This is a genomic window from Pseudomonas sp. GW823-FHT06B06, from assembly GCF_058795195.1.
The window spans coordinates 92081-115946 of record NZ_JBXAHO010000017.1 but is presented as its reverse complement, the minus strand read 5'-3'; the positions used below and the strand labels follow the sequence as shown (position 1 = coordinate 115946).

Sequence of the window (23866 nt, the reverse complement as noted above, 5' to 3'; positions counted from 1 at the left end):
GATCGAAATTATTCATCACGGGCGGTAGCCTCTGCGGTAGTAGGGCTGGCGTATTCGGCCTTGAGATGACCGTTCTGGTCCAGCAACCAGGCGTCCATGATTTGACGCACCACCGGCGCGGCCACGCCGGAGCCGGACTCACCGTTCTCGACCATCACCGAGACCACGATCTTCGGATCGTCGGCCGGCGCGAAGCCAACGAACAGGGCGTGGTCGCGATGACGTTCCTGGACCTTGGATCGGTCGTACTTCTCGCCCTGCTTGATCGCCACCACCTGGGCCGTACCACTCTTGCCGGCAATCCGGTATTGCGCGCCGATCGAGGCCTTGCGCGCGGTGCCTCGGGCACCGTGCATGACCTGTTGCATGCCATGGTTGACCCGCGTCCAGTCCGCCGGGTCACGCAGGATGATGTCCGGCATCGGGTTCTCATCCACCGGCTTCTCGCCTTCGATGGTCTTGGCCAGGTGCGGACGGTTCCATACGCCTTTGTTGGCCACCAGTGCCGTGGCCTGGGCCAACTGCAATGGCGTCGACTGCATGTAGCCCTGCCCGATCCCCAGAATCAACGTTTCACCCGGGAACCACGCTTGTCGGCGGGTCGCACGCTTCCATTCGCGGGTCGGCATCAGCCCTGGCGATTCTTCGAACATGTCCAGGGAGACTTTCTGGCCAATGCCGAACTTGGTCATGTACGCCGACAACCGATCGATCCCCAGCTTGTGGGCCAGGTCATAGAAGTACGTATCGTTGGAACGCATAATTGCCGTATCGAGGTCGACGAAGCCGTCGCCGGTACGGTTCCAGTTGCGGTATTTGTGGTCGTAGTTGGGCAGCATGTAGTAACCCGGGTCGAACACCCGCGATGAAGCAGTCACCACACCCGCATCCAGCCCCGCGATCGCAACGGCCGGCTTGATGGTCGAGCCCGGCGGGTACAGGCCACGCAGGACACGGTTGAACAGTGGTCGGTCGATGGAGTCGCGCAGCTCGGAATAGGCCTTGAAACTGATGCCGGTGACGAACAGGTTCGGGTCGAAACTCGGCTGGCTGACCATCGCCAGCACTTCGCCGGTTTTCGGATCCAGTGCCACCACCGCGCCACGACGACCACCGAGTGCAGCTTCGGCGGCTTCCTGCAGCTTGATGTCCAGGCTCAGGACGATGTCCTTGCCGGAAATCGGTTCGGTGCGCTTGAGCACTCGCAACACACGACCGCGAGCGTTGGTCTCGACTTCCTCGTAACCCACCTGGCCATGCAATTGCGGCTCGTAGAAACGCTCGATGCCGGTTTTACCGATGTGGTGAGTGCCGCTGTAATTGACCGGATCGAGCGACTTCAACTCTTTCTCGTTGATCCGTCCCATGTACCCCACCGAGTGCGCAAAGTGCGCCCCCTGCGGATAGTGACGGACCAGCTGCGCGACCACTTCCACCCCGGGCAGGCGGAACTGGTTCACGGCAATGCGGGCGATCTGTTCTTCGGTCAATTCAAACAGGATCGGCACCGGCTCGAACGGCCGTCGCCCCTGGCGCATGCGCTTCTCGAAAATCACCCGGTCCTCGGGCGTCAGCTCCAGCACCTCCACGATTACATCGAGCACTTGCTGCCAGTCGCCGGAGCGCTCGCGGGTCATGCTCAGGCTGAAGCTGGGTCGGTTGTCGGCAATCACTACGCCGTTGCGGTCGAAAATCAACCCGCGAGTCGGCGGAATCGGCTGCACATGGACGCGGTTGTTTTCCGACAGGGTCGAGTGGTATTCGTACTGGATGACCTGCAGGAAATACAGGCGCGCAATCAGCACACCAATCAGCAGCACCACCGCAATAGCCCCGAACACGACGCGGCCACGCACCAGACGGGCGTCTTTTTCGTGGTCCTTGATGCGGATCGGTTGGGACATGAGGGCAGAACTACTTGTGGTAAGGGTGACCGGACAACACTGTCCAGGCACGATACAGCTGCTCGCCGATCAGGATTCGCACCAGCGGGTGCGGCAACGTCAGCGGTGATAGCGACCAGCGCTGATCGGCACGGGCGCAGACTTCCGGCGCCAACCCCTCAGGACCGCCGACCATGAAATTTACCGTGCGCGAATCCAGCCGCCAGCGATCGAGCTCGACCGCCAGCTGCTCGGTGCTCCAGGGCTTGCCGTGGACTTCGAGGGTGACAACGCGCTCATTGGGCCCGACCTTGGCCAGCATGGCTTCGCCTTCCTGACGGATGAAGCGTGCCACGTCGGCGTTCTTGCCACGGGTATTGAGCGGTATTTCCACCAGTTCCAGCGCCAGCTCGGACGGAAGACGCTTGGCATATTCATGCCAGCCTTCTTCCACCCATTTGGGCATGCGTGAACCGACGGCGATCAGTCGCAGTCGCACAGCCGTTCCTTATTCCTGGTCTTTGTTGAGCTTGGTGAAATGCTCGTGACCAACTTCAGGGCTATGGTGTTTGCCATCGGCGGCACGGCTCTGCTCGGCACCTTTCCACAAGCGCTCCAGGTCGTAGAACTGGCGGGCATTGGAGGTCATCATGTGGACGATCACGTCGTCCATGTCCAACAGGACCCAGTCGCTGTCACCCTTGCCTTCTTCACCCAGTGGCTTGATGCCCAGGGCCTTGACCGCTTCGCGGACCTTGTCCAGCATCGCGCCGATCTGGCGGTTGGAGGTACCGGTGGCGATGATCATGTAGTCGGTGATGCTCTGCTTGTCGCGAACGTCGATGACCAGCACGTCCTGGGCCTTGACGTCTTCCAGGGCAGCGACGGCGATCTTGACCAGCTCGTCGCCTTTTGGCGGCTCGGCTGCCAGGACCTTCTCAGGCAGCGGGGCGCTCTTGAACGTGCCTTTACGCTTAACTTTGTTTACGTCGTTGTTCGTCATATAAAACTCGTTTTGCTCGTATGTTCGGGCGCTTCAATACACGTTGTTGCCACGTGCCTTGAGGCACTCCTATTCAGTTCGACGCACGGTAAAGCCCGTGCGCATCGATGTAGGCCAGGACCGCGTCGGGCACCAGGAAACGTACCGACTTACCGCTGGCCAGCAGTTGACGGATCTGGGTGGCGGATACCGCGAGCGGCGTCTGCCAGACGAATGCAATCTGTCCGCTCGACCCTTTGAGGGCCAGCGGGTCGCTCACCGAGCGCGCTGCCAGCAGGTTGCGCAAGGCATCCGGCGGTTCGCTGTCGGCATCCGGGCGTTGCAACACCAGGATATGGCAATGCTGGAGCAACTCTTCCCAGCGGTGCCAAGTGGGCAGGCCGCAAAATGCGTCCCAACCCAAAAGCAGAAAAACCTGGGTCTCGGCGGGCATTTCGGCGCGCATCGACTCCAGGGTATCAATGGTGTAGGACGGCTTGTCCCGCTGCAATTCGCGGGCGTCTACCACCAACGGTGCCACTCCGGCTACCGCGCACTTGACCATCGCCAGCCGGTCCTTGGCCGATACCTGCGGCGTACCCCGGTGGGGCGGCCGCGCATTTGGCGTCAGGCGCAGTTCATCGAGCGCCAGGGTTTCGGCGACTTCCAGCGCACCACGCAAATGGCCGATGTGCACCGGGTCGAAGGTCCCGCCCAGTACACCGATGCGTCTGGGTCGAGGCGCGCTGGCGGTTACCGGGGCTGACGGGTCGAAGTCGCCCAAGTCAGGCCGGCTCCTGTCCGCGCAACTGGCCATCACCCACTACCACGTACTTCTCGCAGGTCAAACCTTCGAGACCGACCGGGCCGCGGGCGTGCAGCTTATCAGTAGAAATGCCGATCTCGGCACCCAATCCGTATTCAAAGCCATCGGCGAAGCAGGTCGGGGTGTTGATCATCACCGACGAAGAATCGACTTCAGCCACGAAACGCCGGGTGTCGCCCTGGTGTTCGCTGACAATCGAATCGGTGTGATGGGATCCGTAATGGTTAATGTGCTCGATGGCCTGGTCAAGCCCATCGACCACGCGGATCGACAGGATAGGCGCCAGATACTCGGTGCTCCAGTCCTCTTGCGTGGCCGGCAGGGCATCGATGATTGCCCGGGAGCGTTCGCAGCCGCGCAGTTCGACGCCTTTTTCGCGGAACTGGGCAGCCATCGCCGGCAAAAAATCTTTCGCAACGGTTTGATCGACCAGCAGCGTTTCCATAGCACCACAGATGCCATAACGGTAGGTTTTGGCGTTGAATGCGATGCGCTGGGCCTTCGCCAGATCGGCGTGCTCGCCCACGTAGACGTGGCAGATACCGTCCAGATGCTTGATCACCGGCACTCGAGCGTCACGACTGACGCGCTCGATCAGGCCACGGCCACCACGGGGCACGATGACGTCGACGAACTCAGGCATGCTGATCAGCGCGCCGACGGCAGCGCGATCGGTGGTTTCGACCACTTGCACCACGGCGGCCGGCAGATCGGCCTCGGCCAGGCCGCGCTGGATGCAGGCGGCGATGGCACGATTGGAATGAATGGCTTCGGAGCCGCCGCGCAGGATGGTCGCGTTGCCGGACTTCAGGCACAGGCTGGCGGCATCGATGGTAACGTTCGGTCGCGATTCGTAGATGATCCCGATCACGCCCAGCGGCACGCGCATCTTGCCCACCTGGATACCCGACGGACGATAGCTCATATCGCGGATCGCACCGACCGGGTCGGGCAGCGCCGCGACCTGTCGCAGACCCACGATCATGCCGTCGATTCGCGCCGGGGTCAGCGCCAGGCGCTCGAGCAGGGCCGGTTCCAGACCATTGGCGCGGCCAGCCGCCAAGTCCAGCTCATTGGCAGCGGTCAATTCGCCGCGGGCAGCATCCAGCGCATTGGCAGCGGCCTGCAACGCGCGGTTCTTCTGCGCGGTACTGGCACGGCCGATGACGCGGGAAGCCTCGCGGGCGGCGCGACCCAAACGGGTCATGTAGTCAAGAACGGACTCAGTCATGGTCTGGAGTGGTCTTTGATTAGGTCTTGGTAAAGAGTAAAGCGGCAGATTATAACTGTCGCGTCCGCCGACTAACAGCGGTGACGGGCGGATGGTCGAAATCGAGGGCAATTTGCCGACGTTCAGCTGGGATTAAGCAGCAAATTGTTATCATCACGACTCACTCAGCCTTGATAAACGCTGCCCACCATGTCCAACTTGCCTGTTCATGTGTCCTCCGCGAGCCTGCCCAAGGGCCTCCCAGACGCGTTTTTCGACCGCGACGCGCAAATTCTCGCCCGCGACTTGCTGGGCAAAGTCATTCGTCATCGGGTCGGTGATCTGTGGCTCAGCGCGCGGATCATCGAGACAGAAGCCTACTATTGCGCAGAAAAAGGCAGCCACGCCTCCCTCGGCTATACGGAAAAGCGTAAGGCTTTATTTCTGGATGGCGGGCACATCTATATGTATTACGCCCGCGGAGGTGACTCGCTGAACTTCAGCGCCCAGGGCCCGGGTAACGCAGTGCTGATCAAGTCCGCCTACCCTTGGGTCGATGAACTGAGCGGACCTTCGAGCCTGGCGCAGATGCTGCTGAACAACCCCGACGCCCAGGGCCGCCCTCGCCCGTCGCAAAAGCTTTGCGCGGGGCAAACGCTGCTGTGCAAGGCCCTGGGCCTGAAAGTGCCGGTCTGGGACGCCAAGCGCTTCGACCATGAGGTGCTGCTGGTGGAAGACGTCGGCCAGACGCCCGCCCATGTTATCCAGGCCACGCGCCTGGGCATTCCCCATGGGCGCGACGACCACCTGATGTACCGCTTCGTTGACGCGGCCTATGCCGCCTATTGCACGCGGAACCCGCTGCGGCGGGGCCAGGTCGAAGGTCGCGACTATTTTGTGCTGTCCTGATTCAACGCACATCTAATGTGGGAGCGGGCTTGCTCGCGAAGGCGGTCTTCCAGTCAACGTAAATGTCGTCTGATACTCCGCTTTCGCGAGCAAGCCCGCTCCCACATGGGGTCTACGGTGGCCTTGGAATCACTTGAACATTCAATGGAGTTGTTTTTATGGGCCCATGGCTCGATAGCGTGACCGGTTGGTTGACGGTCAACCCGCAATGGTTGGCGGCAGCGGTATTCATCGTGGCCTTTGTTGAATGCCTGGCGATTGCCGGCCTGATCGTGCCGGGCACGGTATTGCTGTTCGCCGTGGCGGTACTGGCCGGCAGCGGCGCGCTGTCGCTGAGTGAAACGCTGCTGCTGGGGTTTCTCGCCGGCGTGCTGGGCGACGTGGTCTCGTATTTCCTCGGCCGACACTTCCATCAGAACATCCGGCGCCTGCCCGGCTTGCGTCATCACCCGGAATGGATCGCCGGGGCCGAGGCGTATTTCCAGCGCTATGGCATCGCCAGCCTGCTGGTCGGACGCTTCATCGGCCCCTTGCGCCCCATGTTGCCGATGGTCGCCGGGATGTTCGACATGCCGTTCCCACGGTTCTTTGCGGTCAGCCTGCTAGCCGGTGCGGGCTGGTCGGTGGCGTACCTGCTACCGGGATGGGCCACGGGCGCGGCGATTCGCCTGCCACTGCCCGAAGGCTTCTGGCCTGAAGCCGGCATCGTCGCCGGCAGCATTACACTCATGATCGGGCTTAGCGCCACCAGCAGCCTGCGCCGCCATCGCAAGGCCACGGTGTTCATTGCCGGCATGAGCTTGCTGATTCTGGCGGGCCTGTTTATCGGCTATCCGCATCTGAATGCCCTCGACCAAGGCGTGATGACCCTGGTGCAGGAACACCGCAGCCCGATGCTCGATGAAGTGGCGGTGGTCTTCACCCTCATCGGCGAATTCCGCAACATGCTGATCTTCAGCGCCTTGCTGGTGGTGCTGCTGCTGGTTACACGGCAATGGCGCCAGCTGATCTTCGCCACCACCACCCTGCTTTGCACCGCCCTGGGCAACACCCTGACCAAACACTTCTTTGCCCGCCTGCGCCCCGAAGTATTGAGCGACCCGCTGACCAGCTACAGCATGCCCAGCGGCCACGCCTCCGGGTCATTCGCGCTGTTCCTGACCCTCGCCGTACTGGCCGGCCGCGGACAACCCCCGCGCATGCGCCTGACCTGGCTGTTGGTGGCGTGCCTGCCGGCGCTGGCAATTTCCCTGTCGCGGGTTTACCTCGGCGCACACTGGCCGACAGATGTGCTGGCAGGAGCGATGCTGGCATCGTGCGTCTGCGCCGCGAGCCTGTGGCTCAGCCAGCGCCAGACCTCGCTGAACGCCATGCCGCCAAAAGTCTGGTGGCTGGTGCTGCCGTCACTGGTGGCATTGTTCGGGTTCTTCATATTGAGGCATTTGCCACATACGATGTTGCGGTACGCGTATTAGCCAAAAGCAAAAGATCGCAGCCTGCGGCAGCTCCTACAGAATGCATACCAAATTCATGTAGGAGCTGCCGCAGGCTGCGATTTTTTGGCCGCGTCAGGCGAACAACTCGCCCTGCAACTCATCCAGCAACGCCTGAATCGCATCCAGCCGCTGCTGCGGATCATCGAGTTGCAACAGATCGATCTTGTCCTCTTCGGCGAAGGGCAACAGGTACGCCAACTGGTTGGCCAGTGATTGCTGGCCCGCCGCTTCGGTACCCATGTTCAGCGCTTCGACCATCGGGTGTTCGGCCAGGGCCTTGAGCAAGGCCACCAGGTCGGCATCTTCGTCCTGCAGGGGTTGCTCGGGCTCGTCTTCCAGCCATTCGACCTCGGCCAGAATCAGTTGGTCGCGCTGGACTTCGGTAGACAACACTTTGAACCGTCGCCCGCCCTCGACCCGAATACCCAGCAGGCCGTTGTCCTGCTGCTGAAAATCGGTGATACGCGCTTCACAACCGACCATGGCAAAGCCCTGCGGCGCGATACCGACTTCACTTCCCTCAAGGATGCACACCACGCCAAAGCCGCCGCCCTGTTTCATGCAGCGACCGATCATGTCCAGGTAACGCGCCTCGAAGATCTGCAGGTCGAGGATGCAACCAGGAAACAACACCGTGTTCAGCGGAAAAAGCGGCAGACTCATAGACATATTCCTTACACCACCATCGACACCGCCAACGGCAGGAATACCGCCGTGGCCACGCCCATCAAACTCATCGCCAGCGCCGCGAAGGCGCCGCATTCGTCACTTTCCTGCATCGCTACCGCAGTGCCCACCGCGTGGGCGGTCATGCCCAGTGCCATGCCGCGAGCCTCTGGACTGTGGACACCGAGCCGGGTCAACAGACTCGGACCGAAGATAGCCCCGATCACTCCGGTGATCAAAACGAACACCGCCGCCAGCGCGGCGACACCACCAATCTGCTCGGCCACCAGCATGGCGATAGGCGATGTTACCGATTTCGGCGCCATGGTCATCAGGATCATGTGTTCGGCCCCGAACCACCAGCCCAACAGCACCCCCATGCATGTGGCGACCACACCACCTATCACCAGCGTAGTAAATATCGGCCAGAACAACTGTCGAATCCGCCGCAGATTGAGGTAAAGCGGCACCGCCAGCGCGACCGTCGCGGGGCCGAGCAGAATACTCAGGATCTCAGTGCTCTTGCGGTACTCGGCGTAGGTCAGGCCGCAGCCCACCAGCACACCGATCACCAGCAACATGGAGACCAGCACGGGCTGCAAAAAGATCCAGCGGGTTTTCTCGAACGCTGCCAGTACCAGCTGATAGGCACCGAGCGTGATGCCGATACCAAACAACGGATGATGAATCACTGACGTCCAGGCGCCGTGCCAGTCAAGGATCATTGGCCGTCCTCAGGATGAACATGGCGCTTGACCATGCGCTGCATGAGGACTCCGGCGAACGCCATCGACAGCAACAATGACAACACCAGCGCGCCGACAATCGCCCAGAAATCGGCGGCGATGTCCGCGGCGTACACCATCACCCCCACCGCCGGTGGCACCAGCAGTAACGGCAGGTAGCGCAGCAGGCTGCTGGCTGCAAGGTTCAACGGCTCGCCGACCTGGCCACGACCGATGAGAAATATCAGTAACAGCAGCAGACCGATAATCGGCCCCGGCAGGAAGGGTAAAAACAAATGGTTGGTCGCGGTGCCGAGCAATTGGAACAGCACCAGCCAGGTCAGGCCACGTAACAACATCAAAGATCCCCCGCAAAATCCGTCACCCGCATTGGCCGACGCATTATAAGCACGCTTGCGCTATGGATCGGCATTCGCCATAAGCATGGTCAGTTGACCGCAGCGTTTTGCCATGGTGATCTAAAGTGGTAATCCGGGAGGTCAAATCCCCCCACCTAAAAACTATAAAACCGATGAACCCAAGGAGAGTCTCAATGCCCTTTGTACCTGCTGCAGAGCTCAAAGATTATGTCGGCAAGGAACTCGGATGTTCCGAATGGCTCACCATCGATCAGGAACGCATCAACCTGTTCGCCGAAGCCACAGGGGACTTCCAGTTCATCCATGTCGACCCGGCCAAAGCCGCGCAAACGCCGTTTGGCAGCACCATCGCCCATGGTTTCCTTTCGCTGTCGCTGATTCCAAAATTGATGGAAGACATCCTCGTCATGCCCGAAGGCTTGAAGATGGTGGTCAACTACGGCCTGGATAGCGTGCGTTTCATTCAGCCGGTCAAGGTCGACTCGAAGGTGCGCCTCAAGGTCGAACTGTCCGAGGTCACCGAGAAAAAACCCGGCCAATTGCTGCTCAAGGCCATCGCCACACTGGAAATCGAAGGCATGGAGAAACCGGCGTACGTCGCCGAATCCCTGTCACTCTGCTTCGTGTAAGCCCTGCCGGTGCGAAGCAGCACACGCTGTTTCGCACCAGATGCTTTTCTACCGGCTGTATATGGACACATGGCTGCGGCATACTCGGTCGCCTAATTGCCCGGAACCCGCTATGCGCCCACTTGCACTCCTCGCCTTGACCCTGATGCTCACCGCTTGCGGCGACGGCGAATCGCTATTGCCCGCGGACGCCCGCCTGCCGGACGGCGGACGCTATCGCGGAGACCTGGTAAACGGATTGCTGCAGGGCCAGGGCCGTATCGATTACCCGAACGGCAGCTGGTACGCCGGCGAGTTCGACCAGGGACAATGGCATGGCCAGGGTGAGTGGCATGGCAGTAATGGCGAGGCTTATCGCGGCCAGTTCAAGCAAGGCCTGTTTGACGGCCAGGGAACCCTGACCACCAACGCCGGCAGCTACAACGGCGGTTTCAAGCTTGGCCGTCGCGACGGCGAAGGCACCCTCAAAGAAAACGGCATGATCTACCGCGGCGAATTCAAGGCCGATCAATTTTCAGGGCTCGGTCGCCTGGAACTCGAAGATGGCAGTGCCTATCAGGGCCAATTCGCCCACGGCAAGCCCAACGGCGAGGGCCAGCGCAGCGACGGCAGCGGCAATCAATTCACCGGACACTTCGTCGACGGTCAGCTGGAAGGTAACGGAACCTTCAACAGTGCGGAAGGTGACATCTATGTCGGCGCGTTCAAAAACAACCAATTGCACGGCAAGGGCCGTTATGAAAATGCCGATGGCGACGTATGGCTGGGTCAATTCAAGGAAGGCTCGCTAAACGGCAAGGGCGAATTGATCGGCGCCGACGGCAGCCACTACATCGGCCACTTCAATGACTGGCGCTTCAGCGGCCAAGGTCGCTTGAACCTGGCCGACGGTAGTTTCTACACCGGCCAATTCGACAACGACACTTATTCCGGACGCGGCACCCTGGTCCTCACCGACGGCGCCGTGCTCAGTGGCACCTGGATCAACGGCCAGCGGGTGCGCGACGCCGAAGGCAAATTACTGCCAGACACCCTCGAGCTGGGTTTGCTGGCCCAGGGACGCTTGCTCGAAGAAGCGTTTACCAACGTCCCAGCCTCAACCCCGGCGGTGGAGCTGTACACCCTGACCCTTGGCGGCGATGGCAAGCAGAGTGTTTTCCTGCGTGAATCCGACTATGTCGCGAACATGCTCACCAGCCGTTTCGGTGCCTATGGCCAAATCCGCCTGGTGAACCATCGCGACCACCTCGGCGACCGGCCGATGGCCACCCGCGAGAACCTGAGGCGCTCCGCCGTGACGCTGGCCGAACGCACTGGCCCGGAAGACCTGATTTTCATCTACCTGACCAGTCACGGCACCAGCGAGCACGAACTGGTGCTCGACCAGCCGCGCATGGAACTGGCCGATCTGCCGGCCGACGAGCTTGCCGCCGTCCTCGCCCCACTGAAAAACCGCGACAAGATCATCGTGATTTCGTCCTGCTACTCCGGCGGTTTCATCCCCGCCCTGAAAGACGAACGCACCCTGATCATGACCGCCTCGCGCGCTGACCGCGTGTCTTTCGGTTGTTCCGAAGAAGCCAACTTCACCTACTTCGGCGATGCCCTGTTTGCCCGGGCACTGAACCAGACCGATGACTTGGAACAAGCCTTCAAACTGGCCAAGGCCACCGTCGCCGAGCGCGAGCTGACAGACAATTTCGAAGCCTCCGAACCGCAGATCTGGGCGCCTAGAACCGTGCTCTCGCACTGGCAACTGTTACGCAAGCAGCAGGCAAGAAAAGCCCTGCAAAGTGTTTCCATTGACAACAAGGATGCAAAGAACAACTAAGCTGAACAGTATCAAGGGAGAAACACTATGTACTTGACGCCTCAGCACGTGTTGCTTGCCGGAGCCACCGGATTAACCGGTGAACACTTACTTGATCGCTTGCTCAACGAGCCAACGATATCGCGAGTATTGGCCCCCTCACGCCGGCCACTGGCCGAGCATCCCCACTTGGAAAATCCGGTGGGCGATCCCTCTGAGTTTCTGCCGCAATTGAACGGCCGCGTTGACATCGCCTACTGCTGCCTGGGCACTACCATCAAACAGGCCGGCTCGGAGGAGGCGTTTCGCGCGGTGGACCTGGACATGGTGGTGGCCTTCGCCAAACGTGCCCGGGAGATGGGCGCCCGGCACCTGATCGTGATCAGCGCCCTGGGTGCCGATCGCAGATCCTCGATTTTCTACAACCGGGTCAAAGGCGAGATGGAACATGCCTTGCGCGCGCAGAATTGGCCACAGTTGACCATCTGCCGTCCATCGTTGCTGCTGGGCGAACGCACTGAACCACGCCTGGGCGAGCAGTTCGCCGGGCCTTTGTCGAAACTGATTCCCGGCAAATACCGAGGCATTGAAGCCTGCCAACTGGCCCGCGCGATGTGGCGCCTCGCTCTGGAGGAGCAGGATGGGGTGCGGATTGTCGAGTCGGACGAGTTGAGGAAGTTGGGCAAGTAAATCAAAAGATCGCAGCCTGCGGCAGCTCCTACAGGGTGTACACACTCCCAATGTAGGAGCTGCCGCAGGCTGCGATCTTTTGTCTTTACAGTCCACCCGTTGCCTGAAAGCTGACCCCGATCACAGTCAGCAGCGACAACGGCAACAGCAGCGTGTCGAGCAACGCGCTGGCCGGCAGATCTACACCCGGATAGCTCGGTGCCTCGGCACCAAAACGGTCCATCGCGCAGCAGCCGCCATTGAGCGCATACCAATCCAGCCGCGTCCCGGAGTAGACCACTGGCGCTCCCGGCTTGGCAGCATCCAGCGTACGCGCCGTGGCACATCCCGCCAGCTGTAGCGCCAGCACAATCACCAGCAGCTTATTCATCGCTGCTCAGATGATATTCACCCCAACGCGGCAGCATGTCCTGGGGAATGCTCAGCAGATTGAGGATCCGCGCCACAACGAAATCGATCAGGTCGTCGATGGTTTGTGGCTGATGATAGAAACCCGGCGATGCCGGCAAAATCGTCACGCCCATGTTCGACAGCTTGAGCATGTGCTCCAGGTGAATGCTTGAATATGGCGCTTCACGCGGCACCAGGATCAACTGGCGCCGCTCCTTGAGCGTCACATCAGCGGCACGCTCGATCAGGTTGTTGCAGGCTCCCGTCGCGATGGCCGACAGCGTCCCGGTAGAGCATGGGACTACCACCATCGCCGCCGGCGCGCCGGAGCCCGAGGCCACCGGCGACATCCAGTCTTCCTTGCCGTAGACCCGAATCTGCCCGGCGGCAGCACCGGTGTACTCGGTAAGGAAGGCTTGCATCGCCTGTGGCTTGGGCGGCAACGTGACGTCGGTTTCGGTAGCCATCACCAGTTGCGCGGCCTTGGAAATCAGGAAGTGCACTTCGCGGTCTTCGCGCACCAGGCAATCGAGCAGGCGCAAGCCGTACTGGGCGCCGGAAGCGCCGGTCATCGCCAGCGTGATGCGATCGGGACCGTTGCTCATTTGAGCGCCTCGGCCAGCTTGCCATGCAGGCCGCCGAAGCCGCCGTTGCTCATGATCACCACGTGGGTGCCTGGCTGGGCCTGGCTCTTGACCCGCTCAATGATGCCTTCCAGCGAGTCGCTGACTATCGACGGTACCGTGCACAGTGCGGCGGTGCCTGCCAGATCCCAGCCGAGATTGGCCGGTGCATACCAGATCACCTGGTCGGCATCGACCACGCTCTCTGGCAAGCCGTCACGGTGCGCGCCAAGCTTCATGGAGTTGGAGCGAGGCTCGATGATCGCAATCAACGGCGCATCGCCAATGCGCTTGCGCAGGCCGTCGAGCGTGGTGGCAATGGCCGTCGGATGATGGGCGAAGTCGTCATAGATGGTGATGTCACGGACCTCGGCAACTTTTTCCATCCGACGCTTCACACTCTTGAAAGCGCTCAAGGCAGCAATGCCCAGGGCCGGCGCCACGCCAACATGGCGCGCCGCGGCCAACGTGGCCAATGCGTTGGCCACGTTGTGCTGGCCGGTCATGTCCCACTCGACCACGCCTTGAGCGACGCCTTCGAACATCACTTCGAATTGCGAGCCATCGTCGCTGAGCAGCTTGACCTGCCATTGCCCGCCCGCACCGGTGGTTTGCACCGGGGTCCAGCAACCCATCTCGATGACACGCAGCAAGGCCGGCTCGGTGGTCGGATGAATCACCAGGCCTTCGCTCGGAATAGTCCGCACCAGATGATGGAACTGCCGTTCGATCGCTGGCAGATCCGGGAAGATATCGGCGTGGTCGAACTCCAGGTTGTTCAGGATTGCCGTGCGCGGACGGTAGTGAACGAACTTGGAGCGCTTGTCGAAAAACGCGCTGTCGTATTCATCGGCTTCGATCACGAAAAACGGCGTGTCGCCCAGGCGTGCCGACACCGAGAAGTTCTGCGGTACACCGCCTATCAGGAAGCCCGGGCTCATGCCTGCGTGCTCCAGCACCCAGGCGAGCATGCTGCTGGTGGTGGTCTTGCCATGCGTACCGGCCACGGCCAGTACCCAGCGACCTTGCAGCACGTGGTCGGCCAGCCATTGTGGGCCGGAGACATAAGGCAGTCCTTTGTTCAGCACGTACTCGACCGCCGGGTTGCCTCGCGACATGGCGTTGCCGATGACCACCAGATCAGGCGCCGGGTCCAGTTGCGCCGGGTCGTAGCCCTGGGTCAACTCGATGCCCTGTGCCTCGAGTTGAGTGCTCATCGGCGGGTAGACGTTGGCATCGGAGCCGGTCACGTGATGGCCGAGCTCTTTGGCCAGGACTGCCATCGAACCCATGAAAGTGCCGCAGATACCCAGAATATGAATGTGCATAGTCGACCTCGTAAAACATGGCCGCAGGTTAGCTTAGGGGGGAAAAATTCGCACCTTTGTTTCGTCCTCAATGACGCCATTCGCGAGCAGGCTCGCTCCCACAGTAGATCTGGGTCAGCCCCCGAATTGTGGGTTCAACCCAACATCCTGTGGGAGCGAGCCTGCTCGCGAATGGACACGCCGCGGATTACCGGGCGATGCCGTGCTTGCGAAGTTTTCGATACAGGGTATTGCGGCTGACTCCCAGCTGTTCAGCCGTATTCGTCATATGCCAGCGCGTATGCTCCAGCGCATTCAACAGCGCCAGGCGCTCGGCATCCTCCAGTGGATGCTCGCAAGGCTGTTCAATTTTCGGCATGACCACTTGCCGTGCCTGACGAATCATCGCCGGCAGATCCTCAAGCGCGATTCGTCCGCCGTCACACAATGCCGCCAGCGTGCGCAACACATTGCGCATCTGTCGCACGTTGCCCGGCCAGGCAAATCCCAACAACACCTCACGCGCCGGCCCGTCGATCAATACGGTTTCTCCGCGCGCCTCTTCGGCCAGCAAGTAGTCGAGCAACTGCGATTTATCACTGCGCTCGCGCAACGCTGGCAACGCGACTTCCAAGCCATTGAGGCGGTAATACAGATCCTCGCGAAAACTGCCGTCCTGCACCCTCTCCAGCAGATTGCGGTGCGTGGCGCTGATGATCCGCACATTGACCGATTCCGGCTCGCCACCGATCGGCACCACTTGCCGATCTTCCAGCACGCGCAACAAACGGGTCTGCAAGGCCAGGGGCATGTCGCCGATTTCATCGAGGAACAACGTCCCGCCGTCGGCCTGCTGCAGCTTGCCGCGCATGCCCTCCTTGCGTGCACCGGTGAAGCTGCCGCCGCGGTAACCGAACAGCTCGCTCTCGATCAGGCTTTCGGGGATGGCCGCACAGTTGAGGGCGACGAAGGCTTTTTCCGCGCGCTGGCTGGCTTGGTGCACGGCCTTGGCAAAGGCTTCCTTGCCCGAACCGGTTTCGCCGTTGATCAGCAATGGCACGTCCCGTTCGTATACGCGCAAGGCCTTGCGAAAATCCGCCTGCAAGGCCGGGTCACCCAGGCAGATGCCCGACAGGTTCGGGCGCTCTTCAACCACCGGGTCTGGCACCAACGGTACCGAAACTTTTCGCGATTGCCCACGTAACACGGCGAACAGATTGCGCCCGTCCCGGGTACGCAGCGGCCAGCTCGCGCTGGCATTGACGCTCGCGCGGCCGAGCAGTTCGTCCAGCGAGCAGTCGAAAAATGCCTCCACCGGCTTGCCCAACAAACCGCCACGGATATGCCCCAGCAGGTTCAGTGCACTCTGATTGACCGCGCAGATCCGCCCTTCGCCGTCGAACGCCAGCAGCCCTTCGCTGAACAAGCCGACGGACTCGGCCTGCAGATGAAAACGCAGCAGCCATTGATTATCGAAACAACGCAGGAAATAGCAGCTCTCGATCATCTTCGCCGACAGATTGACCAAAGCCATGGTATGGAACTGACTTTGCCGCGATACCTCGTGCCGGGCGGAAGACACGTCGAGTACGGCTAGCAGCTCGCCGTGCGGATCGAATACCGGGCTCGCCGAGCAGGTCAGGCCGGTATGCCGCCCGCGAAAATGTTCGTCCTGATGAATGGTCAGCGACTGGCGCTCCACCAGGCAGGTGCCGATGCCATTGGTGCCTTCACAGGCCTCGCTCCAGTCGGCACCCAGCCAGAGGCCGGCACGTTCGAAAATCTTGCGTTCGGCCGGCGCCGTCACGCAATTGAGGATCACGCCGCGAGCATCGGTCAACAGCACGGCATGGCCGGCACCGGAGAGCTGCTGATGCAGACTGGTCATTTCATTGCCGGCGATGTGTAGCACTTGCTGCAAGCGTTCGCGACTTTCCAGCACGCGGCCATGTTCCAGCACCGTCGGCGCCATGTTCAAGGCCGGGTCGAGGTGGTAGTCCTCGAGGCAGCGCAGCCAGGAACGGGCGATCGACGGGTCGCTGCCAGGGCCATGCAGGTGGGCCTTGCCCTGGGTCACGGTCAACACTTGCTGGGCATGGCGACTCAAATGGTTGTCGTGCATTTCTTATTATTCTCCCCGGGGCTCGGCGACCCGTGCTTGCGGTGATGCCGAGCATCCTCCAGCCTGGCCAGCATTGCAACGCTGGCAAGACCGTCCAGTCACAGGCCGCACCAGAACCGGTACAAAGTGTCACAGGGACTGTACCGAAAGCGTCACAGGCGCCTCCCGCCCGTCCGACAAAAATCGCGCAAGGTCTTGATTTACCTGACCTGCAAGGCGGTGGCCCGGCCTTTGCTCTACGCTTAAAGCAAGCGCACATGCGCGTCTTCCTTATAAGCACAAGAACCCAAGGAGAAACCATCATGCGTTACGCTCACCCCGGTACTGAAGGCGCTATCGTTTCGTTCAAGAGCAAATATGGAAATTACATCGGCGGCGAGTTCGTCGCGCCTGTCAAAGGTCAGTACTTCACCAATACCTCGCCAGTAAATGGCCAACCGATTGCCGAATTCCCGCGCTCCACGGCTGAAGACATCGACAAAGCCCTGGACGCTGCCCACGCGGCCGCCGATGCCTGGGGCGCCACGTCCGCCCAGGCGCGTTCGCTGGTGCTGCTGAAAATCGCCGACCGCATCGAACAGAACCTGGAACTGTTGGCAATCACCGAATCCTGGGACAACGGCAAGGCCGTGCGCGAAACCCTCAATGCCGACATCCCGCTGGCCGCCGACCATTTCCGCTACTTCGCCGGCTGCATCCGCGCCCAGGAAGGCAGCGCTGCCGAAATCGACGGCAACACCGTGGCCTATCACATCCATGAACCCCTGGGCGTGGTCGGGCAGATCATCCCGTGGAACTTCCCGATCCTGATGGCCGCCTGGAAACTCGCCCCGGCCCTGGCCGCCGGTAACTGCGTGGTGCTCAAGCCTGCCGAACAAACCCCGCTGGGCATCACCGTGCTGGTCGAGTTGATCGGCGACCTGCTGCCACCCGGCGTGCTGAACATCGTGCAGGGCTTCGGCAAAGAAGCCGGCGAAGCGCTGGCCACCAGCAAGCGCATCGCCAAGATCGCCTTCACTGGCTCGACCCCGGTCGGCTCGCACATCATGAAATGCGCGGCCGAGAACATCATTCCGTCCACCGTGGAGCTGGGCGGCAAGTCGCCGAATATCTTCTTCGAAGACATCATGCAGGCCGAACCGTCCTTCATCGAGAAGGCCGCCGAAGGCCTGGTGCTGGCGTTCTTCAACCAGGGCGAAGTCTGCACCTGCCCTTCCCGCGCCCTGGTGCAGGAATCGATCTACGACGACTTCATGAAAGAGGTGATGAAAAAAGTCCTGTCGATCAAACGCGGCGACCCGCTGGACACCGACACCATGGTCGGCGCCCAGGCGTCCGAGCAGCAATTCGACAAGATCCTGTCCTACCTGGAAATCGCCAAGGGCGAAGGCGCCGAGCTGCTGACCGGCGGCAAGGTGGAAAAACTCGAGGGCAACCTGGCGAGCGGCTATTACATCCAGCCGACGCTGCTCAAGGGCACCAACAAGATGCGCGTGTTCCAGGAAGAAATCTTTGGCCCGGTGGTGAGCATCACCACCTTCAAGGACGAAGCCGAAGCCCTGGCCATCGCCAACGACACCGAGTTCGGTCTGGGGGCCGGCCTGTGGACCCGCGACATCAACCGCGCCTATCGCATGGGCCGGGCGATCAAGGCGGGTCGCGTGTGGACCAACTGCTACCACCTGTACCCGGCGCATGCCGCGTTCGGTGGCTACAAGAAGTCCGGCGTCGGCCGTGAAACCCACAAGATGATGCTCGACCATTATCAGCAGACCAAGAACCTGCTGGTGAGCTACGACATCAATCCGCTGGGCTTCTTCTAAAAAATCGGGGGCGATGCGGACAGGTCTGTGTCGCCCTTGCGCTAGTCATCGCGAGCAAGCTCGCTCCTACAGGGTTTTGTAGTGTGTGAGCCGACGCATCCCCCTGTGGGAGCTGGCTTGCCGGCGATGGCGTCCTGAATGACACAACCACTCTAGGTCTGGCCGCTCTGGCACGGCCTTTGCTTGCCCGCAATCCACCCAAACGCAGCACCCGAAAGTCCAATCAAAAAGGCCAGCGAGGACTTATGACAACTACCACACAGCTCAAACCCACACTCGGCACCCTGCATTTATGGGGCATTGCCGTTGGCTTGGTGATTTCCGGCGAGTACTTTGGCTGGAGTTACGGCTGGGGCACCGCCGGGACCCTGGGGTTCCTCGTCACCGCCCTGATGGTGGCAACGATGTATACCTGTTTCATCTTCAGTTTCACCGAGTTGACCACGGCGATTCCCCATGCGGGCGGGCCATTTGCCTACAGTCGGCGAGCCTTCGGTGAAAAAGGCGGATTGATCGCCGGCATCGCGACCCTGATCGAGTTTGTTTTCGCGCCCCCGGCCATCGCCATGGCCATCGGTGCCTATCTGAATGTGCAATACCCGGAACTGGACCCGAAAATCGCCGCCGTCGGCGCCTACTTCGTGTTCATGACCCTCAATATTCTCGGCGTCAGCATCGCCGCCACCTTCGAACTGGTGGTGACCGTGCTGGCCGTCGCCGAACTGCTGGTGTTCATGGGTGTGGTCGCGCCTGGGTTCAGTTTCAGCAATTTCGTGCTCAATGGCTGGTCTGGCTCCAGTGAATTCACTATCGCGTCCATTCCCGGCATTTTCGCCGCCATTCCCTTCGCCATCTGGTTCTTTCTCGCCATCGAAGGCGCCGCCATGGCCGCCGAGGAAGCCAAGGACCCGAAACGTACGATTCCCCGGGCATACGTCAGCGGCATCCTGACCCTGGTGTTCCTGGCCATCGGCACAATGGTAATGGCCGGTGGCGTCGGCGACTGGCGTCAACTGGCAAACATCAATGACCCGCTGCCCCAGGCCATGAAAGCGGTAGTCGGCAACAATTCGACCTGGATGCACATGCTGGTCTGGATCGGCCTGTTTGGCCTGGTGGCGAGTTTCCACGGGATCATTCTCGGTTACTCGCGGCAATTCTTCGCCCTGGCCCGCGCCGGTTACCTGCCACGCAGCCTGGCCAAGCTTTCGCGTTTCCAGACCCCACATCGGGCGATCCTGGCCGGTGGCGTGATCGGCATTGCAGCGATCTACAGCGATGGCCTGGTCAACCTGCAAGGCATGTCACTGACGGCGGCGATGATCACCATGTCGGTATTTGGTGCCATCGTCATGTACATCATCAGTATGCTGAGCCTGTTCAAACTGCGTAAAACCGAGCCGAACCTCGAGCGCACCTTCCGCGCACCGGGTTATCCGATCGTACCGGGGATCGCGCTGTTCCTGGCGCTGGTGTGCCTGGTCGCGATGGCGTGGTTCAACACCTTGATCGGCCTGGTCTTCCTTGGCTTCATGGCGGCCGGCTACCTGTATTTCCAATTGACCGCGCGGCAGCGCTCCGAAGCACCGGCGGACGCTATGCTCGAAGGTATCTAGCAGCCCGGCAACGCCCTATCAAGGTGCACACCACGCCCCTGTAGGAGCTGCACTCGACAGCTCCTACAAAGGATAAGCAGTGAATTTGAGTTATTTGGAGGACACCGCCCATGGCCGTTTATGCCCATTCCGTCGGCGCCCAGACCTACCGCTTTGAAAACCTCAAGGAAGTGATGGCCAAGGCCACCCCGGCACGCTCCGGGGACTACCTGGCCGGCGTCGCCGCCCTCAATGACGGCGAGCGCGTCGCTGCGCAGATGGTGTTGGCTGACATCCCGCTGAGCCACTTCCTGCAGGAAGTCCTGATTCCCTATGAGACCGATGAAGTCACCCGACTGATCATCGACACCCACGATAAACAGGCTTTCGCAGTGGTCAGCCATCTCACTGTCGGCGGTTTTCGCGACTGGCTGCTCAGCGACGCCGCCGACGAACAGGTCCTGCGCGCCCTCGCCCCCGGCCTGACCCCGGAAATGGCGGCTGCCGTGTCGAAGATCATGCGCGTACAGGACCTGGTGCTGGTCGCGCAGAAAATCCGGGTCGTTACGCAGTTCCGCGGCACCTTGGGCCTGCGCGGTCGCCTGTCTACCCGCCTGCAACCCAACCACCCGACGGACGAACCGGCCGGCATTGCCGCGAGTATTCTGGATGGCCTGCTGCACGGAAACGGTGATGCCATGATCGGCATCAACCCGGCCACCGACAGCATCGCCTCGATCTGCGCCATGCTGGAAATGCTCGATGCGATCATCCAACGCTACGAAATCCCGACCCAGGCTTGTGTGCTGACCCATGTCACCACCTCGATCGAAGCGGTCAATCGCGGCGTCCCCCTGGACCTGGTATTCCAGTCGATCGCTGGCACCGAGGCGGCCAACGCCAGCTTCGGCATCAATCTCAATGTACTCCAGGAAGGATACGACGCCGGCTTGAGCCTCAACCGCGGTACGCTCGGCAAGAACCTGATGTATTTCGAAACCGGCCAGGGCAGCGCCCTGTCGGCCAATGCCCACCACGGCGTCGACCAACAAACTTGCGAAACCAGGGCTTACGCCGTGGCCCGCCATTTCAAGCCGTTCCTGGTGAACACCGTAGTCGGGTTCATCGGCCCCGAATACCTCTACAACGGCAAGCAGATCATCCGCGCCGGCCTCGAAGACCACTTCTGCGGCAAGCTACTGGGCGTGCCGATGGGCTGCGACATCTGTTACACCAACCATGCCGAGGCCGACCAGGATGATATGGACACCCTGTTGACCCTGCTCGGGGTCGCCGGGATCAACTTCATCATGGGCATCCCCGGTTCCGACGACATCATGCTCAACTACCAGACCACGTCGTTCCACGATGCGCTGTACGCCCGCCAGACGCTGGGGCTCAAGCCTGCGCCGGAGTTCGAGCAATGGCTGGCGAAAATGGGCATTTTCACGCAACCGGACGGCAAGGTCCTCTTCGGTAACAGCCTGCCGCCGGCCTTCCGCCAGGCCTTGGCGCAATTGGGATGAGTGTCGATATGGAAAAACCACCTTTTGATCCGCACAACCCGTGGCTGGAACTGCGACGCCTGACCCCCGCACGCATTGCCCTGGGCCGCACCGGCACCAGCCTGCCGACCCGCGCACAACTAGACTTTCAGTTTGCCCACGCCCAGGCGCGAGACGCGGTGCACTTGCCGTTCGATCATGTCGCCCTCAGCGAGCAATTGGCCGAATGCGGTCGTGACAGCCTGTTGCTGCATAGCGCTGCAACTGATCGCAACAGCTATCTGCAACGCCCCGATCTGGGGCGAAAATTGAGCGTGGAGTCGGCAAAAAAACTGCGTGAATACGCCGCAGCCAATCCTGCGGGGGTCGATCTCGCCATCGTGGTCGCCGATGGGCTGTCGGCATTGGCTGTGCATCGCCACACACTGCCGTTCCTGGCACGCTTGGCAGAGCAGAGTTCAGCCGACGGATGGTCTATGGCACCGGTGATACTGGTAGAACAGGGCCGGGTCGCGGTAGCCGACGAAATTGGCGAACTGTTGGGTGCAAAAATGACCGTGATACTGATCGGCGAACGCCCTGGCCTGAGCTCTCCAGACAGCCTGGGATTATATTTCACCTACAATCCAAAGGTCGGCCTGACCGACGCCTATCGCAACTGCATCTCGAATGTACGCCTCGAAGGCCTGACTTACGGCATGGCGGCACACCGTTTGCTTTATTTGATGCGCGAGGCGTGCCGGCGACAGTTATCCGGAGTCAACCTGAAGGACGAAGCGCAGGTGCAAACGCTGGAGTCAGACGCAGGAGCGGACATTAAAGGAAATTTCCTACTGGATTCACCGCAAGCCTGAACCGCTTCCGCATTGCACTTTCTCATCCTTTTCAGGCAGGATCGATGCACGGCTGCCAGTGAGTATCCTTTGCCGCCAAAGCACGTGAAGACAGCCACTTGAAGACGAGAACTACCATGCGGATTATTCAAGCGACCCTCGAACACCTGGACCTGCTCACCCCATTGTTCGTCAAATATCGCGAGTTTTATGGCTCCCTGGCGTACCCGGACTCGTCCCGGGCGTTCCTCGAGAAACGCCTGCGGCGCAAGGAATCGGTGATCTACCTGGCACTGTCCGATGACGACAGCAACAAACTGTTGGGCTTCTGTCAGCTGTACCCCAGCTTTTCTTCGCTTTCGCTCAAGCGCGTTTGGATCCTAAACGACATCTACGTCGCCGAAGACGCCCGCCGCCAGTTGGTCGCCGACAACCTGATCCGCACCGCGAAGAAAATGGCCAAGGAAACCAACGCGGTGCGCATGCGCGTGTCCACCAGCAGCAACAACGAAGTGGCACAAAAAACCTACGAATCCATCGGATTCAAGGAAGACACCGAGTTCAAGAACTACGTATTGCCGATCAGCGACGAGTTGTAAGGAAAAAAGATCGCAGCGTTCGGCCGAAGGCTGCGATCTGGTTCTCGCAGAAATCCCCTGCTACAAACCCTACGCGCTTTTCACTTCCCAGCCCGTATAATTCCGTTCTTTCCGGCTTGTAAGAAAAACTACCTCCTGTCTGTAGTCTTACGCGAAGTCATCCGCAGGCCTGCCGAACCGGGCCGTTACCACAGGTGCCGTCCATGGATTTCAACCCGCTCGATCTCGTCCTGCATCTCGATGTCTACCTCGATTTGCTGGTCAACAACTACGGGCCATGGATCTACGCCATTCTCTTCCTGGTGATCTTCTGTGAAACCGGCCTGGTGGTCATGCCTTTCCTGCCGGGCGATTCGCTACTGTTCATCGCTGGCGCCGTCGCGGCCGGTGGCGGGATGGACCCGGTATTGCTGGGCGGCTTGCTGATGCTCGCGGCGATCCTCGGTGACAGCACCAACTACATCATCGGACGAACGGCGGGCGAACGATTGTTCAGCAACCCGAACTCGAAGATCTTCCGGCGCGACTACTTGCAACAAACCCACGATTTCTATGACAAACACGGCGGCAAAACCGTGACCCTGGCGCGTTTCCTGCCGATCATCCGCACCTTTGCCCCCTTTGTCGCCGGCGTCGCGAAAATGCCTTACCCGCGCTTCTTCGCCTTCAGTGTGCTGGGCACGGTGCTCTGGGTCGGCGGCCTGGTCACCCTGGGTTTCTTCTTCGGCAACGTACCCTTCATCAAATCGAACCTGTCGCTGCTGGTGGTCGGCATCATCCTGCTGTCGCTGGTGCCGATGATCATTGGTGTCGTGCGCAGCCGTTTTGGCAGTTCGAACTCCAAAACCGCATCGCGCTGACAG

At 60.8% G+C, this 23866-nt stretch carries 23 protein-coding genes; 11 read left to right on the top strand and 12 right to left on the bottom strand.

Features of this window, described 5'->3' with window-relative positions:
* Nucleotides 1–8 precede the first annotated feature (8 nt).
* The 5 genes from mrdA to AC1Q8Q_RS17505 form a co-directional block, all read right to left on the bottom strand.
* Nucleotides 9–1904: a penicillin-binding protein 2 gene (gene mrdA / locus AC1Q8Q_RS17525; RefSeq protein WP_020798759.1), complete on the bottom strand. Its 1896-nt coding sequence runs from the start codon at nt 1902–1904 to the stop codon at nt 9–11.
* A 10-nt stretch (nt 1905–1914) separates the two neighbouring features.
* On the bottom strand, nt 1915–2382 hold the full coding sequence (gene rlmH, locus AC1Q8Q_RS17520) for a 23S rRNA (pseudouridine(1915)-N(3))-methyltransferase RlmH (RefSeq protein WP_007937439.1): 468 nt from the start codon (nt 2380–2382) through the stop codon (nt 1915–1917).
* Between the two features lie 9 nt (nt 2383–2391).
* Nucleotides 2392–2886, bottom strand: a complete 495-nt coding sequence (gene rsfS, locus AC1Q8Q_RS17515; RefSeq protein ID WP_020798760.1) for a ribosome silencing factor — start codon at nt 2884–2886, stop codon at nt 2392–2394.
* 73 nt (nt 2887–2959) lie between these two features.
* Complete coding sequence (gene nadD / locus AC1Q8Q_RS17510) at nt 2960–3682, bottom strand: nicotinate-nucleotide adenylyltransferase (protein WP_033044782.1); 723 nt, start codon at nt 3680–3682, stop codon at nt 2960–2962.
* Nucleotides 3651–4922: a glutamate-5-semialdehyde dehydrogenase gene (locus AC1Q8Q_RS17505; protein ID WP_020798762.1), complete on the bottom strand. Its 1272-nt coding sequence runs from the start codon at nt 4920–4922 to the stop codon at nt 3651–3653. Before AC1Q8Q_RS17505 ends, nadD begins: the two co-directional genes overlap by 32 nt.
* A 189-nt stretch (nt 4923–5111) precedes the next feature.
* Here AC1Q8Q_RS17505 and AC1Q8Q_RS17500 point away from each other — a divergent pair, with 189 nt between their 5' ends.
* Together AC1Q8Q_RS17500 and AC1Q8Q_RS17495 are read left to right on the top strand one after the other, a co-directional pair.
* Entirely contained in the window at nt 5112–5810 is a 699-nt protein-coding gene (locus AC1Q8Q_RS17500) for a DNA-3-methyladenine glycosylase (RefSeq protein ID WP_492615286.1), read from the top strand.
* 158 nt (nt 5811–5968) lie between these two features.
* Nucleotides 5969–7285: a bifunctional DedA family/phosphatase PAP2 family protein gene (locus tag AC1Q8Q_RS17495; protein ID WP_168758993.1), complete on the top strand. Its 1317-nt coding sequence runs from the start codon at nt 5969–5971 to the stop codon at nt 7283–7285.
* A 93-nt stretch (nt 7286–7378) separates the two neighbouring features.
* On the opposite strand, the gene AC1Q8Q_RS17490 is transcribed toward AC1Q8Q_RS17495, so the two are convergent.
* Genes AC1Q8Q_RS17490 through AC1Q8Q_RS17480 form a run of 3 tightly spaced genes read right to left on the bottom strand, consistent with a single transcriptional unit; the run spans nt 7379 to nt 9056 of the window.
* Entirely contained in the window at nt 7379–7969 is a 591-nt protein-coding gene (locus AC1Q8Q_RS17490) for an LON peptidase substrate-binding domain-containing protein (protein ID WP_020798765.1), read from the bottom strand.
* Nucleotides 7970–7980: 11 nt separating this feature from the next.
* Entirely contained in the window at nt 7981–8697 is a 717-nt protein-coding gene (locus AC1Q8Q_RS17485) for an LrgB family protein (protein ID WP_008065952.1), read from the bottom strand.
* Nucleotides 8694–9056: a CidA/LrgA family protein gene (locus tag AC1Q8Q_RS17480; RefSeq protein WP_033045411.1), complete on the bottom strand. Its 363-nt coding sequence runs from the start codon at nt 9054–9056 to the stop codon at nt 8694–8696. Before AC1Q8Q_RS17480 ends, AC1Q8Q_RS17485 begins: the two co-directional genes overlap by 4 nt.
* A 194-nt stretch (nt 9057–9250) precedes the next feature.
* On the opposite strand from AC1Q8Q_RS17480, the gene AC1Q8Q_RS17475 reads away from it, so the two are divergent.
* The 3 genes from AC1Q8Q_RS17475 to AC1Q8Q_RS17465 all read left to right on the top strand — a co-directional run bounded on the left by AC1Q8Q_RS17475 (nt 9251) and on the right by AC1Q8Q_RS17465 (nt 12206).
* On the top strand, nt 9251–9706 hold the full coding sequence (locus AC1Q8Q_RS17475) for a MaoC family dehydratase (protein WP_020798767.1): 456 nt from the start codon (nt 9251–9253) through the stop codon (nt 9704–9706).
* A 112-nt stretch (nt 9707–9818) separates the two neighbouring features.
* Nucleotides 9819–11537, top strand: a complete 1719-nt coding sequence (locus AC1Q8Q_RS17470; protein WP_033045413.1) for a C13 family peptidase — start codon at nt 9819–9821, stop codon at nt 11535–11537.
* Nucleotides 11538–11564: 27 nt separating this feature from the next.
* Nucleotides 11565–12206: an oxidoreductase gene (locus tag AC1Q8Q_RS17465; protein WP_033045415.1), complete on the top strand. Its 642-nt coding sequence runs from the start codon at nt 11565–11567 to the stop codon at nt 12204–12206.
* Between the two features lie 85 nt (nt 12207–12291).
* Here AC1Q8Q_RS17465 and AC1Q8Q_RS17460 read toward each other — a convergent pair whose 3' ends face one another.
* The 4 genes from AC1Q8Q_RS17460 to AC1Q8Q_RS17445 all read right to left on the bottom strand — a co-directional run bounded on the left by AC1Q8Q_RS17460 (nt 12292) and on the right by AC1Q8Q_RS17445 (nt 16648).
* Complete coding sequence (locus AC1Q8Q_RS17460; RefSeq protein WP_020798770.1) at nt 12292–12576, bottom strand: YceK/YidQ family lipoprotein; 285 nt, start codon at nt 12574–12576, stop codon at nt 12292–12294.
* Nucleotides 12569–13201 carry a flavin prenyltransferase UbiX gene (gene ubiX / locus AC1Q8Q_RS17455; protein WP_020798771.1) on the bottom strand — a complete coding sequence of 211 codons (633 nt, stop codon included), beginning with the start codon at nt 13199–13201 and terminating at the stop codon, nt 12569–12571. Before ubiX ends, AC1Q8Q_RS17460 begins: the two co-directional genes overlap by 8 nt.
* Entirely contained in the window at nt 13198–14547 is a 1350-nt protein-coding gene (gene mpl, locus AC1Q8Q_RS17450; protein ID WP_033045451.1) for a UDP-N-acetylmuramate:L-alanyl-gamma-D-glutamyl-meso-diaminopimelate ligase, read from the bottom strand. The genes ubiX and mpl overlap by 4 nt, the downstream gene beginning before the upstream one ends.
* A gap of 187 nt (nt 14548–14734) precedes the next feature.
* Nucleotides 14735–16648, bottom strand: a complete 1914-nt coding sequence (locus AC1Q8Q_RS17445; protein WP_492615285.1) for a sigma-54-dependent Fis family transcriptional regulator — start codon at nt 16646–16648, stop codon at nt 14735–14737.
* 302 nt (nt 16649–16950) lie between these two features.
* Here AC1Q8Q_RS17445 and exaC point away from each other — a divergent pair, with 302 nt between their 5' ends.
* The 6 genes from exaC to AC1Q8Q_RS17415 all read left to right on the top strand — a co-directional run bounded on the left by exaC (nt 16951) and on the right by AC1Q8Q_RS17415 (nt 23863).
* Nucleotides 16951–18471, top strand: coding sequence for an acetaldehyde dehydrogenase ExaC (exaC, locus tag AC1Q8Q_RS17440; protein ID WP_083349792.1), 1521 nt, complete (start codon nt 16951–16953; stop codon nt 18469–18471).
* 245 nt (nt 18472–18716) lie between these two features.
* Nucleotides 18717–20087 (top strand): ethanolamine permease, encoded by a 1371-nt coding sequence (gene eat / locus AC1Q8Q_RS17435; protein WP_020796301.1) that lies wholly within the window; start codon nt 18717–18719, stop codon nt 20085–20087.
* A 110-nt stretch (nt 20088–20197) separates the two neighbouring features.
* Nucleotides 20198–21592 carry an ethanolamine ammonia-lyase subunit EutB gene (locus AC1Q8Q_RS17430; protein ID WP_020796300.1) on the top strand — a complete coding sequence of 465 codons (1395 nt, stop codon included), beginning with the start codon at nt 20198–20200 and terminating at the stop codon, nt 21590–21592.
* On the top strand, nt 21589–22425 hold the full coding sequence (gene eutC / locus AC1Q8Q_RS17425; RefSeq protein WP_404821755.1) for an ethanolamine ammonia-lyase subunit EutC: 837 nt from the start codon (nt 21589–21591) through the stop codon (nt 22423–22425). The genes AC1Q8Q_RS17430 and eutC overlap by 4 nt, the downstream gene beginning before the upstream one ends.
* A gap of 116 nt (nt 22426–22541) precedes the next feature.
* On the top strand, nt 22542–23003 hold the full coding sequence (locus tag AC1Q8Q_RS17420) for a GNAT family N-acetyltransferase (protein ID WP_020796298.1): 462 nt from the start codon (nt 22542–22544) through the stop codon (nt 23001–23003).
* Between the two features lie 203 nt (nt 23004–23206).
* Entirely contained in the window at nt 23207–23863 is a 657-nt protein-coding gene (locus tag AC1Q8Q_RS17415) for a DedA family protein (RefSeq protein WP_020796297.1), read from the top strand.
* Nucleotides 23864–23866: the final 3 nt, after the last annotated feature.